Origin of the sequence: Achromobacter sp. ACM04 (assembly GCF_014851465.1) — a bacterium.
GTDB classification, from domain to species: domain Bacteria; phylum Pseudomonadota; class Gammaproteobacteria; order Burkholderiales; family Burkholderiaceae_B; genus Achromobacter; species Achromobacter aegrifaciens.
In genome coordinates this window covers 28167-42468 of the sequence record NZ_JACUZS010000007.1, presented here as the reverse complement: position 1 = coordinate 42468, position 14302 = coordinate 28167, and the positions used below count along the sequence as shown (strand labels likewise).

Here is a 14302-nt window from a genome sequence, read left to right as displayed (position 1 = left end):
TGGGAGGAAGCAATGAGCTGGACGCAGGAATTGGACGAACTGGCGCGCCGCAAGGCGTTTTCCCTGCGCATGGGGGGCGAGGACAAGGTGAAGCGTCAGCATGACGCAGGCAAGCTGGACATCCGCCAACGGATCGAACGGCTGGTCGACGGCGGTTCGTTCGTCGAAGTCGGCGGATTGGCCGGCAGCGGCGAATATGACGAACAGGGCCGCCTGGTCCATGTGATGCCCTCGAACGTGATCATGGGGCGCGCGGCGCTGGACCGTAAAAACGTCGTGGTCGTGGGCGACGACTTCACCGTGCGCGGCGGCGCGAACGACGGCGCCGTGGGCGACAAGATGATATTCGCCGAGCAGATGGCGTTCGATCTGCGCATTCCGCTGGTGCGCCTCATCGACGGTACGGGCGGCGGCGGCTCGGTCAGGAACATCGAGAAGATGGGGCATGCGCTGCTGCCGAAGATGAAGATCTGGGCCTATGTGGCGCGCAACCTGGCGCAGGTCCCGGTGGTGTCGCTGGCCCTCGGGTCGGTGGCGGGCCAAGGGGCTGCGCGCGTGGCGGGCAGCCACTATTCCGTCATGGTGAAGGACACTTCGCAGCTGTTCATCGCGGGTCCTCCGGTGGTGGCCAAGATCGGCCAGAACCTGGGCAAGAACGAACTGGGTGGAAGCGCCATCCATACGCGCAATGGCGTGGTGGACGACGAGGTGGATTCCGAGGACGAGGCCTTCGCGGCCGCGCGGCGCTTCCTGTCGTACATGCCCGCCTCCGTGCACGATCTTGCGCCCAGGGGCGAGATCCCGACCGTGGCTGCGGACCAGGACTGGCTGCGCACGGCCATCCCGAAGGACACGCGCAAGGTCTACAAGATCCGGCCGATACTGGAAACCTTGTTCGATCCCGGCAGCGTGTTCGAAATCGGCCGGCATTGGGGCAAGGCCATTGTCGGCGGCCTGGCCCGGGTGGATGGCTGGCCGGTGCTGTTCGCCGCCAGCAACCCTTATCACTATGGCGGCGGCTGGGACCGGCATACCGCCGAGAAATTCACCCGCCTGGTCGATCTGGCCGAGACCTTCCATTTGCCGGTGGTGAACCTGGTCGACATCGCGGGTTTCCAGATCGGTCTGGAAGCCGAGAAGGACGGCGTGATGCGCGCCGGGGTGAGGGCGCTGACGGCGGTCGCGCAGTCGACGGTGCCCTGGTTCTCGCTGATCATGCGGCGCGCTTTCGGCGTGGCAGCGGGCGGCCATCAGAATTCCAGCCGCTTCAACTTCCGCTATGCCTGGCCATCGGCGCAATGGGGCTCGCTGCCCATCGAGGGCGGCCTGGAGGTGGCGTACCGGTCCGAGATCGAGGCGGCCGTCGACCCGGAAGCCAAGCGCGCGGAGATCGAGGAAAGAGTGCGGGCCCTGACGTCCCCGTTCCGCAGCGCGGAGGCCTTCGTCATCGAGGACATCATCGATCCGGCCTGCACGCGAGCGCGCCTGGTCGAGTTCGCCAATCTGGCCGCGCCGCTGCGCCGGCCCGGCCAGGTGACCACCGGATACCGGCCCTGAGAGGATGCAGATGAAGAAGATCCTGATTGCCAACCGGGGGGCCGCTGCCGCGCGCATCCTGCGTGCCGTGAAGGCGCTGGGCCTGCAATCCGTGGCGGTGTACTCCGAGACCGATGCCGACCTGCCGTACGTGCTCCAGGCCGATGAGAGCTACTGCATCGGGCCCGCGCCGGCGCGGGCCAGCTATCTCAACCAGGACCTGCTGCTTGAGGTCATGGCGCGCTGTGGAGCCGATGCGCTGCATCCGGGCTACGGATTCCTTTCCGAGAACGCGCAATTCGCACGCAGAGTGGAAGCGGCGGGGCATTGCTTCATCGGACCTTCGTCCAGGTGGATCGATGTGCTGGGCAACAAGGCGAGCGCGCGCGAGTTGATGCAACGGCATGGCCTGCAGGCAGGCGGCAGCACCGGCATCCTGCCTCGCGACGACATGGTCGCGGTACGCCAGGCCGCCGACGCACTCGGGTATCCGGTGCTGATCAAGCCTGCGGGCGGTGGCGGAGGCATAGGCATGATCCCCGTCCACGATCCGCAATCGCTGTCCGACTGCTGGAAACGCGCCAGCGGCATGGCCGAAAAGGCGTTTGCCAATGCCGCGCTGTACCTGGAGCGATTCGTGCCGTCGCCGCGGCATATCGAATTCCAGTTCCTGGCGGACAGGTTTGGCAATGTCCTGTCCCTGTTCGAACGGGACTGTTCCACCCAGCGCAGATACCAGAAGGTGATCGAGGAAGCGCCGGCGCCGGCCATCGACCGCCAGGCCGTGGCTGGCATGGCCGAACGGCTGTCGGCGATCCTGGGGAAGATCGGCTACGACGTTATCGGAACGGTGGAGATGCTGTACACGCCGGACAGCGGCTTTTCGTTCCTGGAGGTCAACACGCGCCTGCAGGTCGAGCACGCCATCTCGGAAGCGGTCACCGGCGTGGACATCGTGCAGGCGCAAATCCGCCTGGCTGCGGGCGAAAAGCTGTCGTCGGTGATTGACAGGCCGCCTGCCGTCGCGGGACATGCGATCGAGGCGCGCGTGTATGCCGAGGATCCCGTGCGTTTCCTGCCATCTCCCGGCGTTCTGAAAGCGTTCGAGTTGCCGCCGCCTCGCCCAGGCCTGCGGATAGAGACGGGCTACGCGCGGGGCAACCGGGTTTCCAGCCATTACGACCCCATGGTGGCGAAAGTCATCGCGCATGCCGATGATCGCGCCGCCGCCATCCGCGAGTTGACCGGCGCGCTCGGCGCGATGCGGATAGAGGGCATCAAGACCAACATTCCCATGATTCTTCAGGTGCTCGCGTCGGAGCGGTTCCAGGCCGGTGCGATGACCGTTGACGGCTTGCAGGCAGTGATTTCAACAGAGTCGGTAAAGGAGCTGGCATGAAAAAAATCGTCTCCAACGTGGCAGGCCGTGTGGTCGCGTGTTGCGTGGAAGAGGGTGCACGGATTCAGACGGGCGACGAGGCCTTCAAGGTCGAGTCCATGAAGATGGAAATTCCCGTGGAAAGCGAGGCAGCAGGCCGTATCGCGCAGATTCTGGTTGCGGTCGGCGATGAAGTGGAGGAAGGGCAGGATCTTGCTGTGCTGGATTGAGGCGGACCGCCTCTGAACCTGGATAAGAAAAGCGAGGAGACTATGTTCAAGACAATCAAAAAAGACGCGCCCGCAGCTTCTGCGCGCAAGCGTCCCCTGACGTTCCTGGCGTTGCTGGGAGTGGCGGCCCTGCTGGGCGCCGGCGCGGCGGGCGCGCAGACGGCGCAGGGCTTTCCCAACAAGCCGGTGACGATAAACGTGCCGTTCTCGGCGGGCGGCACGACCGATATCCTGGCACGCGTGATAGGCCAGCGCCTGAGCGAACACTGGGGCGTGTCCGTGGTGGTCGAAAACAAGCCCGGCGCGGGCGGCAACATCGGCACCGCGCAGGTGGCGCGCGCCGCGCCGGACGGCTACACGCTCGTGATGGGCACGATAGGCACGCACGCCATCAATCCCAGTCTCTACAAATCCATGCCCTACGACGCGATCAAGGACTTCGCGCCGATCACGCGTACCGCCATGGTGCCGAATGCCCTGGTGGTGCCCAAGAACGCGCCATACGACACCGTGAAGGAGCTGATCGCCTACGGCCGCGCCCATCCCGGCAAGCTCACCTTCGGCTCTTCCGGACACGGAAGCACGCTGCACATGTCAGGCGAGACGTTCAAGATGATGACCGGCGTCGACATGGTGCATGTGCCCTACAAAGGCAGCACGCCGGCCGTGACGGATCTGCTGGGCGGCCAGATCTCGATGATCTTCGACAACCTGCCTTCGGCGTTGCCGCATATCAAGGCGGGCCGGCTGAAGGTGCTGGCAGTGACCTCGGCCCAGCGCAGCGACCAGCTGCCCGACGTGCCCACCGTGGCGGAGGCGGGCGTGCCCGGCTACGAGGTCGTGTCGTGGTTCGGCCTGTGGGCGCCCGCCAAGACGCCGGACGACGTCGTGTCGGAGATCAACAAGCAGGTGGTCGCCATCATCCAGACGCCCGACATGCAGAAGCAGATCCGCGACCAGGGAGCGGTGCCCAATCCCGATACGCCCGCGGAGTTCGCCGCCTTCATCGGCAGCGAGGGAAGGAAGTGGGCCGAGGTGGTGCGCCGCGCCAACGTAACGACCGAGTAGGCAATCGACAGTATCGGGTCTGCCGCAGGCAGCCGGCAGGCCCGCTTTGAGGAGACACAGGCATGGAACGCATGATGGAAGGCAAAGTGGCGGTGGTGACCGGGGCCGGGGGCGGCATCGGCCGAGAGATAGCTTTGCAATTGGCGGCCGAGGGCGCCAAGGTCGTGGTCAACGATATCGGGGTCGCGCTCAATGGCGATGACCTGTCCGCCGCGGTGGCGCCTGCGGACGCAGTCGTCGCCGAGATCCGCGCCGCGGGCGGGACGGCCGTCGCCAACTTCGATTCAGTCGCGACGTACGCGTCCGCCAACGCCATCGTCCAGTGCGCCATGGATCACTTCGGCCGCATCGATGGCGTGGTCAACAACGCGGGCAACCTGCGCGACCGCTCTTTCCACAAGATGAGCGAGGAAGAATGGCGGGCCGTCATCGCGGTGCATCTGGATGGCACATTCTTCGTCAGCAGGGCTGCTGCCACGCACTTTCGCGAACAGGAGAGCGGCGCGATGGTGCACATGACCTCGACTTCAGGGCTGATCGGCAACTTTGGCCAGGCCAATTACGGAGCGGCCAAGCTGGGCATCGTGGCCCTGTCCAAGATGATTGCGCTGGATATGGGGCGGTATGGCGTGCGCTCCAACTGCATCGCCCCTTCGGCCTGGAGCCGCATGACCAGTTCCATCCCCACCGATACGCCGCAACAGCGGGACCGCGTGGAAAAGCTCAAGAAAATGGAGGCGGGCAAGATTGCGCCGATGGCCGTGTACTTGCTCAGCGACGCCGCGCGCGAGGTCAGCGGCCAGATATTCGCAGTGCGTGCCAACGAAATCATGCTGATGAGCCAGCCGCGGCCCTTGCGCTCCGTCCATTTCAGCGAAGGCTGGACGCCGCAGCGCATTGCCGAGGTCGCCATTCCGGCAATGCAGAAGCACTTCTATCCGCTGGAGCGTTCGCCCGACGTGATGAGCTGGGATCCGATCTGAACCGGACGCCGTGGTCATGGATGTGTCTTCGGGACCAAAGGGAGAAACGTCATGCGCTTGAGCCATGAGCAACTGATGAGCTACGAATTGCCGGAAATCAGGCAGCGCTACACCGAGCGGGATGTCATGCTGTACGCGCTGTCGGTGGGCTTGGGACAGGATCCTGTGGATGCCTCCGACCTGGCCTACGTGGGCAGGCGGCATGATCCGCTGGTGCTGCCCTACATGGCGGTGGTGCTGGGCTATCCAGGCTTCTGGCTGGATGCGCCCGATATCGGGGCCGATACGGTGCGCTTGCTGCACGGCGAACAGGGAATGGAACTGTTCCATCCCATACCCGCCGCCGGCGAACTGACAGGCAAGACCCGCGTCGTGGAGGTTGTCGACAAGGGCGAGAAGGGGCTGTTGCTGTATTCCGAAAAAACGTTGACGGATGCCGGCACGGGGCAGCTCATCGCACGGACTTTCGCGACCCACGTGCTCAGGGGCGATGGCGGCATGGCGAACGCGGGCAGGCAGGCGCGCCCGGCGCACGCCATGCCCGGCGGGCCGCCAGACTGGACCGTGCAGGCGCGCACCCGGCCCGAGCAGGCGCTGGTGTATCGCCTTAATGGCGACTACAACCCGTTGCACTGCGATCCGCAGGTCGCCCAGGCAGCCGGCTTTCCCCGCCCCATACTGCATGGCCTGTGTACGTTTGGCCTGGTGTCGCACACTGTCGCCAGGCAGTTGCAGCCTGCGGGCAACGGGGCGGTGCGTTCCGTGTCGCTGCGGTTTTCCGGGCCGATGTATCCCGGCGAGACGCTGAGCGTAGACGTCTGGCGGGATGGCTCCTTCCGGGCGAAAGTCATCGAGCGCGACGCGATCGTCATTGACAATGGGGTGTTGCGGGTCGCTTAGCGCTGGGTAGGGCGGGCGAGTCCGGGCTGTTGTCCCGAGCGGGGCATTTGCGCGCCGCAAAATGGAAGAGCGCCCCAGCTCAAGGTGAGTCTGAGGCGCTCCTGCCCGGCTTCGCACGCGATGGGTGTCAGACAGCCCGGCAACTCAAATCTACTGCTGAGCCATAGGTCGAACAATAGGGAAAACCCTTGAATATTAAAGGGTTACAAGATTCATGCCGTTTTGCGCGGTGGCCAGCCTGGGCGGGCTGCCGCCGCCCGTGAACTGTCAACGGACCCGTGATCACTTTATCCGCCTCGGCATCCGCGAATGGCGAGGCCGGGGGCAGACGCCGACACTGAAGCCTGTCTTCACAGTGCCGGAGAACGGATATGTCAGGGTTGCGGAAGCGTCAGTCGGGACAGGGTATGACGGAATACGTGGTGGTCGTGGCCTTGGTCGCGGTGGCGGCCATCGCGGTGTACCAGTATTTCGGCCAGGTGGTGCGATCGCAGACCGCCGCCATGGCGCGTGAACTTGCCGGCGAAGACGGCGGTGCGCAGAGCCGCGCGGCACAACAGGCGGCGCAAAAAGCGGCGGCGCAGACCAAGGCCCGTTCGCTCAAGTCCTTCACCGGCAATGCCACGGACGCGAAGTGAACGCGCGTTCTTGCGCACCGCTTGCTCAACAGCGCGGCCAGGCGCTGGTGCTGGGTCTGTTGATGGCGGCGGTGGGAGGCATATCCCTGGTCGTGCTGTACAACCTGGGGCAAACCGTGGGAGCGCGGCAGCGGCTGACGCATGCCGCGGACGCGGCCGCCTACAGCGGCGCGCTGGAGCAAGCGCGCGCGCTCAATGCCCTGGCCTACATCAACCGCACACAGATCGCGCATCAGGTCGCCATGGCGCATCTGGTCACGCTGGCTGCCTCGGCGCAGTACGCCCGCACCATGCAATCGCAGCGCGACCGCCGCAATCCGCCCGCCGGGCTGATCGCCATGTTGTTCGGCCCCGATGTGGGGGCAGCCTACCAAACTGTGCGGGCAGTGCCCGACGCCGAGCAGAGGCTCGCGTCGGCGTTTGGCGAGCACGACAGAGTGGTCCACCAGGTTCTGGAAGCAGCCGCGGCGTCCGCTGTTTCAGGCTTGGCGGCTTCGCGCGAACGCATCATGAAGAAAGTGCTGTCCGCCAATCTGTCGGACGATGCTCCGTTGCCCGATGGCGATGCCGCGCATGTCCGGGGCCTGAGCCTGCGGCTGCTGACCGATGGCTGGCCCGGATACGTGGGGCGTCGCCTGGCCACGCGCGAGGCGGGGTTGCGGCCCGCTGTCGAACAAGCGGCGGAACGGTACGGGTTTCTCCACCGCCGCAACGTCACGCGCCGCAATCCGTGGATGGTCCATCCGCTGTGCCCTTTGCATCGCCACGAGTTGCGGCGCCGCGGTTCCACCTGGTTGGGGCCGGATGGACGTTGGGGCGCTCTTGATACCCAGTCCTACCATGCGCTGCGCTTCAACCGCTGGAGGGGCTGCTACTTCCGCGAGTACGCCGTGGGCTGGGGCACGGCGCAAGGCCAGAAGATCAAGGCGCCCGAAGGCCTGGAGTACGTGGAAGAGCCACCGCTCGATTTTTCCGAACAGGATTTCTGGCGCTGGGTGGAGCAGTCGACCAACTGGGATCTGCTCGACGGCTTCACCAATCCCATGGCCAATTCGTACGCCATGGCTGCCGCTCAGCGCTGGCCGGGGCGGGGCCTGCCAGCCTATCGCGACATCGCCTTGCCACGCAGCGGCGATCCCCTGCGTTTCGCGGTGACCGTCCGGCTTGCCGGCGCATCCTTGAAAACCACGGATGGCGACAGCGCAGTCCGGACACCCTTGGGGGCGTTCCGCTATGCCGCACTGGGACCGGAAGACGCCGTCACCGTCACTTCCGCGGCGGAAACCTATTTTGCGCGCCCGGAACACCGGGCCGATGGCCGGAATGAACTGGCCACGCTATTTCGCCCCTATTGGCAGGCGCGCTTGTCCGCCGTCAGCGCCGCCGAGGCCGCGCAGGCAAGGCGGGCGCCATGAACCCGATCCTCGTGCGGCAGCAGGGGCAGGCTCTGGTCGAAGCATTGCTGATGCTGCCCCTGCTGGCCCTGCTGCTATGGGCGGCGTCCTGGATTGGCGGATTGCAATTCGCAGCGCAGGAAATGGCGCAGGCCAGCCGCAAGACCGCAATGGCAGGCGCCCTGGGACAACCCATGCGGAATTTGCCCGCGTCGGGCGGCATGGCGCTCTCGGGCAAGGCCAGCACCTTATCGGGTATCGCACCCGCGCAGGTCAACGCCTTGCAGGCCGAATGGTTTGGCGCGGATCTGCGACTGCTGTCGGTGACGGCAAGCGCTGCGCGATTCGATCGGGACAGCGCGGCCTGGTTGCGCATCGCCCGCCGCACGCATGTGGCAAGCGGCGCCGGCTATGCGGACGGCGATGCCGACGCGCAGCGCCGGATCGGCCGGGCGCCTACGTCCTGGCACAGGGCGGAACGCGCCTCGGTGGCCGAGGCCCGACGCTTGAAGCCTGTTGTCGATCACCTGGACGGACCCTGGCGCAGGCCCGGCCTGTCGCTGGACTGGTTGTCTGAATGGGCGGATGTGGTGCCTGGGGAGCGGCTTGCCAGCCGCAAGGGGGCGGGCAAATGATCGGCCTGCGCTTTTCGGCGCCCCTTGCGGGTTTTGCCCCATCACGGGAAGACGGCTGGCGAACCGTGGCTATGACAAAGACGCTGCGTCTGTTGATGGCCGGCGCCGTGGCTGTTGCGGCCGTAGGGTGGCGCAATGTCGCCGCAGCTCAGCATCTCGTGACGAGCGGCGGGGAGGCCGGCGGGAGCAGGCCAGGCGTTACCGCGCTGGAGGCCTTGCGTCTGCCCGCAGGTTCGCGTCGCGGATTGTTAGGGGAAAGCATCTGGTTGCATGGAATCCCGGCGCGTGTGCTGGTGTTCGATGCGCCGCTCAGTACGGCGGAGCTGATCCGTTACCTGTCTGCCCAGCAGCCCGCCCTGGTCAATCTCAACGTGTTGTCAGGTCAGGCGATTCTGTCGGGTAAGGTGGGGCAGGAGCAATGGGTCATCCAGCTGGAAGGCCTGGGCTCCCGTCGGACAGCCGGAAGCATTTCAGCCGTCAGCCTTCTGGCCGTGCCTGAAAGCGCTTCGCCTGCCTGGCTGCCCGCCGGCGGCCGCCTCAGGTTGGACATCGCCTTGATGGAGGACGGCGTACGCGTTTCCGAGCGGATCTGGCAATACGCCTTGCCTCCGGGGCAGTTGGCTGCGCAGCTGGAGCAGCACCTGCTCCGGAACGGCTGGCGTCGCATGCCCGTCTCCGAGGATTCGGCGCACTGGTGGGTCCGCTCCGGCTCCCGCATGCGGCTGTCGCTGGTGCCGCTGGACGGTGGCACCGGCCTTCTGGTCAGCGGAAGAGTGCCATGACGAACTGGATCACCCATGTAGCGCCGCGTCTGCGCCGAATGGGCGTGTATGCCATAGCACTGATTGCGGGTCTGGTATCCGCGTGGGCGGTGCGGGAACACGTGCAGCAGCGGGTCCAGGCGCTGGAGGCAGAGGCGCGCACGCCGATGGTCAGCCGGCTGGTCGCGGCGTACGACCTGCCTGCTGGCACGCAACTCGAAGAGGTGCACCTGGCAGTGCGCGAGATTCCGCAGCTTTGGGTGTCCCGGGCCAGCATCGATCCCCTGGATCTTGCAAGTTTGCTTGGCGCCACCTTACTGGCCGATGTCGCCAATGGTGAGCCCTTGCTGCGGGGGCATCTGACATTCAGTCCTCCGGCCCCGGCCTTGGCGTCCCGCTTGCGCAGCGGGCAACGCGCATTGACCGTGGCGGCGACGGACCTGGGCGGCCTGGCGGAAGTCCTGCGCGTAGGCGATGCCATCGACATCTATGTGAGTTTTTCGCATCGGCAGCGGGAGATGACGGTGCCCCTCCTGCAAGGCATGCGCGTGCTGATGGTGGGAGGCGACGCCGAGGGCGAAACCAAGGGCGGCAATATCACCTTGGCAGCGACGCCAGATGAGGCAATGCGATTCGTGGCGGCGCGGCAGAGCGGGGCGCTGACCGCGATGTTGCGCCATCGCGATGATGCCGCAATGGTCAGCGGCGCCGCGCAGGGCGACCTTGCCACCCTGATCGGATTGGACCTGGAACCCCGGAATGCGCCGGGTGTGGCCATCCTGTACGGAGACAGGCTGGACCCCTCGGCAGGCACAGGAGCAATGGATGTGGAAAGTGCAGGCCCGGCTCGACTTCAACGGGGGCGGCCATGAGACGCGTCGTCATCAGCATGTTTGCCTGCGTGTTCTGGTTGGCCAATCCCGCAGCGCGGGCGGAGGATGAGGTGATTGAACTTCAGGTGGGTGAAACGCGGATTCTGTCGCACCCCGGGGTCAAGCGCGTGGCGATAGGCAACGGCCAGGTCGTGGGCGCCATCGAGGCCGAAGGGCGCGAGGTTGTGGTCTTTGCCCGCGCCGAGGGTGTTTCGTCACTGCACATCTGGGCAAACGCCGGGCGCGTCAAGGCCTATGAACTGAGGGTCGTGCCGGCCGGCGCGCCGCGTCTGCGAGCAGAGGTCGAGGCCTTGCTTGCCCGCATCCCCGGCGCGCGCAGTACTGAGGTGGGCGGTCGCATCCTGATCGAGGGCGACGATCTTTCCGACGATGACCGATTGCGCATCACGGCCCTGGCGGACCGCTATCCCGCAGTGCTGGACTTTACCGGCCAAGTGGGTTGGGACCGCATGGTGCAGCTGGACGTTCAGGTCGTGGAGATCCCCACCTCAAGGCTGAGGGATCTGGGCGTGCGCTGGGACGGGCTGTCGCAAGGCGGCATCAACGCCGGCCTGGCCTGGGATGCGGGGTCCAGGGGGCGCATGAACCGTCCAGGCGAAGGGATCATAGAAACGGTGGGCCCGGTCTCTTCGGCGGCTGGCTACTTCGGCGTCAATGCGCTGTTGTCGTCCCGGATCGCGATGCTGGCGCAAAGCGGCGAGGCCGTCATGCTGGCCCAACCTCAATTGCTCGCGCGCAGCGGCGCCAGCGCCACCTTCCTGGCCGGCGGAGAGGTTCCTTACTCGTCGACCGACACGCGCGGCAACGCGACCACGATGTTCAAGCCCTATGGCGTCATGCTCAGGATCACCCCTCGCATCGATCGCAACGGGATCATCCGATCCTTGATCGAGGTAGAGGCGAGTTCGGTGGACAACGCGCTGAGCGTGCCGGGCGGACCGGCGCTACGCACGCGCCGCGCATCCACCGAATTCAACGTGCGGTCCGGCGATACGCTGGTCATCGGCGGCTTCCTGTCGCGCGAGCGGGACGAGACCAGCGATGGCCTGCCATGGCTGAAAGACATCCCGGTTCTGGGGGCCTTGTTTTCGTCCCGGCGCTATCAATTGCGGGAAACCGAACTTGCCATATTCGTGACGCCCAAACTGATTACGCAGGCCGAGCCCGCCATGGCGGACCGCGTGCGGCGGGGACGTGGCGTACTCGAAGCGGCTTTTCCTGTGCCGCCCCGCCTGGGCACCGCCGTGCCTGCCGCGGCAGGGTGGGATGCCCACGCCGGCACCGGTTCGCAGTGGGGCTCGCCGCAAGACGGCGCGCCGATTCCTTCTTCGGAAACTCGGCCATGATCGACGTGGAAATGATGTTTGAAGACGCCTCCGTGCACAGATCCACGGTGGCTGTTCCCGCGTTGATAGGAAGGGGCGCGCATTGCGGGGTGCGCATCGTGAACTGGAGAGTGGGGCGCCAGCACGCCCGCTTGTTGCGCGAAGCGGCGGGGATCGTGCTCGAAGACCTGGGTACGTTGGGCGGAACCCTCGTGAACGGCGCGAGGGTCGTGCGCCACGCCCCGGTGTTGCCCGACGACGAAATACTGATCGGGCCCTGCCGGCTGCGGGTGTCGCTGGCGGACATCCCGGAGCGCAACGGTGGGGCGGACGGTGCGGCGGCTGAAAGCGTCGCCCGCGACATGGCTGCCGTGCAGGAACCGCCGATGCTGCCCGCGCCGGCGACGCCAGTGCCGGTTCTGCCACTGCCACATCCGCTGCAGGAGCGCCGGCGGCTGCACGCGGCGCTGCTGGCGGCGCTGGATCTGCGCCGCCGCGACGTGGCGGGCATGAGCGACAGCATGCTGCGCGCCGAGGCCGAACGGCTGCTGACGCATATCGTCGCCACGGACACCGACTTGCCGCCGGGGGTGGACCGGGCTGTGCTTTGCCGCGAGGTGCTTGACGAGGCCGTCGGCCTGGGGCCGCTGGAGCCCTTGCTCGCCGCTGCCGACATCACGGAGATCATGGTCAATCGCCACGACGAGATCTATGTCGAACGCGCCGGCCGCCTGTCGCGCCATCAGGCGGCCTTTACCAGCGAGCAATCGCTGCGTTGGGTCATAGAGCGCATCGTCACACCCTTGGGGCGACGCATCGATGAAAGTTCTCCGATGGTGGATGCGCGCCTGGCCGACGGGTCCCGGGTGCACGCCATCATTCCGCCGGTGGCCCTTAGGGGCGCCAGCCTGACCATACGCAAATTTCCACAGCGGCGCCCCGGAATGTCCGATCTGATCGCTGCGGGGACGCTGAGCGGCGCCATGGCGCAATTCCTGGCGCTCTGCGTGAGGATGCGCAGGAATCTGGTGGTATCTGGAGGGACCGGGGCGGGCAAGACCACGTTGCTCAACATCCTGTCCAACGAGATTCCCGACGGCGAGCGCGTGGTCACCATCGAAGATGCGGCGGAGCTGCGCCTGAACCATGATCATCTGGTGGCGCTGGAGGCGCGTCCGGCCAACCAGGAGGGGCGAGGGCGCATCGACATCCGCGAACTCGTGCGCAACGCGCTGCGCATGCGGCCAGACCGGATCGTCGTGGGCGAGTGCCGCGGGGCGGAGGCATTCGACATGTTGACCGCCATGAACACCGGGCACGAAGGCTCCCTGACGACGCTGCATGCCAACTCGCCACGCGACGCGCTGGGGCGGCTGGAATCGATGATCCTGATGGCCGGGCTCGATCTGCCTCTGGCCGCCGTGCGCGAGCATATCGCGGCCAGCGTGGATATCTTGGTGCAGCAGGCGAGGCTGGGCGACGGGCGTCGCGTCGTGACGTCGATAGCGGAGATTACGGGCATGGAAAGCGGACGCATACAGCTGCAGGATCTGTTCCGCTACGACCGCATGGGCGGCTTCACGGGCTGCGGCGCCTTGCCCGGCTTTGCGCGCGAATGGACGCAGGCCGAGGAGGCCTTCGATCCCGCCTGGTTCTCCAACACCGAGCAGGCGGCGCCGGGGACCACCGTCTTTGCGCAAGGAGCGACATGATCTGGCTATCTGCGGGAGCCGCCATGGTATGCGTGCTGCTGCTGGCGTGGCGTGCCCAACACTGGTTTGCGCCAGCGCTGCGCCGCTACCGCGAGGTCTACACCCAGGAGGCGGGCCTGCGTCTGAGCGAGGTGTTCTTATTCATAGACCCCGCCCAATTGTGGGCTGGCGCGGTGGCTTGCGCGGCGATGGCGGCGGCCTTGGCCTTTGCTGCGACGGGCAGCGGCTTTGTCGCCGCCTTGGCCGCGGCGCTTGCCTCGCGCCTGCCCAGGACGCTGGTGAATGGGTTGCGGCGGCGCCGTGCCCGGCGGTTCGAGCAGCAACTGCCGATGGCGCTGTTGATGCTCGCCTCCGCCCTGCGCGCTGGCGTGGCATTGACCACCGGCCTGCGCCACGTCGTCGAGCAGAGCAGCGCGCCCTTGGCCCAGGAGTTCGGCCTGATGTTGCGCGAGCAGCGCATGGGCGTGCCATGGGACGGCGCGCTTGAAAACCTGCGTGGCCGCATGCCGGCCGATTCGACCGCGCTCGTCGTAGCAGCCATGCGCATTGCGGCGCAGACGGGAGGCAACCTGGCAGAGGCGCTGGAAAGCATCGCGCAGACCCTGCGCGCCCGCCTGCAGTTGCAGGCGAAGCTGCTGGCGCTGACTTCGCAGGGACGTATGCAGGCCTGGATCGTGGGCGCTTTGCCTTTGCTGCTGCTTGCCGTGCTGGACCGGCTGGAGCCGGAAATCATGGGCCTGCTGTGGCATACGCCCGTGGGTTGGGGCGTGTTGGCGATCGTGGCGGTACTGGAGACCGCGGGCATGCTGCTGATCCGGCGCATTGTCCGGATCGATATCTGACGGGAGC

At 66.4% G+C, this 14302-nt stretch carries 14 protein-coding genes; all 14 read left to right on the top strand.

Translation table 11 applies throughout. The features are described 5' to 3' along the window. Window positions 1-12 precede the first annotated feature (12 nt). The 14 genes from IB259_RS30220 to IB259_RS30155 all read left to right on the top strand — a co-directional run bounded on the left by IB259_RS30220 (window position 13) and on the right by IB259_RS30155 (window position 14295). Window positions 13-1557 carry an acyl-CoA carboxylase subunit beta gene (locus IB259_RS30220; protein ID WP_192331002.1) on the top strand — a complete coding sequence of 515 codons (1545 nt, stop codon included), beginning with the start codon at window positions 13-15 and terminating at the stop codon, window positions 1555-1557. Between the two features lie 10 nt (window positions 1558-1567). After that, a complete protein-coding gene (locus tag IB259_RS30215) occupies window positions 1568-2935 on the top strand; it encodes an acetyl/propionyl/methylcrotonyl-CoA carboxylase subunit alpha (RefSeq protein WP_192331000.1) in 1368 nt (455 codons plus the stop codon). Beyond that, on the top strand, window positions 2932-3144 hold the full coding sequence (locus IB259_RS30210; protein WP_054458613.1) for an acetyl-CoA carboxylase biotin carboxyl carrier protein subunit: 213 nt from the start codon (window positions 2932-2934) through the stop codon (window positions 3142-3144). The genes IB259_RS30215 and IB259_RS30210 overlap by 4 nt, the downstream gene beginning before the upstream one ends. A 42-nt stretch (window positions 3145-3186) precedes the next feature. Next, window positions 3187-4212 (top strand): tripartite tricarboxylate transporter substrate binding protein, encoded by a 1026-nt coding sequence (locus tag IB259_RS30205; protein ID WP_054458611.1) that lies wholly within the window; start codon window positions 3187-3189, stop codon window positions 4210-4212. A gap of 62 nt (window positions 4213-4274) precedes the next feature. Then, the gene (locus IB259_RS30200; RefSeq protein ID WP_054458610.1) at window positions 4275-5195 is read left to right on the top strand and encodes an SDR family NAD(P)-dependent oxidoreductase; all 921 of its coding nucleotides are present in this window, start codon (window positions 4275-4277) and stop codon (window positions 5193-5195) included. A 51-nt stretch (window positions 5196-5246) separates the two neighbouring features. Beyond that, window positions 5247-6095: a MaoC/PaaZ C-terminal domain-containing protein gene (locus IB259_RS30195; protein ID WP_054458608.1), complete on the top strand. Its 849-nt coding sequence runs from the start codon at window positions 5247-5249 to the stop codon at window positions 6093-6095. Between the two features lie 371 nt (window positions 6096-6466). Further along, a complete protein-coding gene (locus tag IB259_RS30190; protein WP_054458606.1) occupies window positions 6467-6733 on the top strand; it encodes a hypothetical protein in 267 nt (88 codons plus the stop codon). Next, window positions 6730-8148, top strand: coding sequence for a pilus assembly protein TadG-related protein (locus IB259_RS30185; RefSeq protein WP_192330998.1), 1419 nt, complete (start codon window positions 6730-6732; stop codon window positions 8146-8148). The genes IB259_RS30190 and IB259_RS30185 overlap by 4 nt, the downstream gene beginning before the upstream one ends. After that, the gene (locus tag IB259_RS30180) at window positions 8145-8762 is read left to right on the top strand and encodes a pilus assembly protein (RefSeq protein ID WP_192330996.1); all 618 of its coding nucleotides are present in this window, start codon (window positions 8145-8147) and stop codon (window positions 8760-8762) included. Before IB259_RS30185 ends, IB259_RS30180 begins: the two co-directional genes overlap by 4 nt. Next, on the top strand, window positions 8759-9544 hold the full coding sequence (locus IB259_RS30175) for a hypothetical protein (protein ID WP_175162531.1): 786 nt from the start codon (window positions 8759-8761) through the stop codon (window positions 9542-9544). The genes IB259_RS30180 and IB259_RS30175 overlap by 4 nt, the downstream gene beginning before the upstream one ends. Further along, entirely contained in the window at window positions 9541-10395 is an 855-nt protein-coding gene (gene cpaB, locus IB259_RS30170) for a Flp pilus assembly protein CpaB (RefSeq protein ID WP_192330994.1), read from the top strand. Before IB259_RS30175 ends, cpaB begins: the two co-directional genes overlap by 4 nt. Further along, complete coding sequence (locus tag IB259_RS30165) at window positions 10392-11762, top strand: type II and III secretion system protein family protein (RefSeq protein WP_175214373.1); 1371 nt, start codon at window positions 10392-10394, stop codon at window positions 11760-11762. The genes cpaB and IB259_RS30165 overlap by 4 nt, the downstream gene beginning before the upstream one ends. Then, window positions 11759-13453: an ATPase, T2SS/T4P/T4SS family gene (locus tag IB259_RS30160; protein WP_192330992.1), complete on the top strand. Its 1695-nt coding sequence runs from the start codon at window positions 11759-11761 to the stop codon at window positions 13451-13453. The genes IB259_RS30165 and IB259_RS30160 overlap by 4 nt, the downstream gene beginning before the upstream one ends. Further along, window positions 13450-14295, top strand: a complete 846-nt coding sequence (locus tag IB259_RS30155; protein ID WP_119450731.1) for a type II secretion system F family protein — start codon at window positions 13450-13452, stop codon at window positions 14293-14295. Before IB259_RS30160 ends, IB259_RS30155 begins: the two co-directional genes overlap by 4 nt. Window positions 14296-14302: the final 7 nt, after the last annotated feature.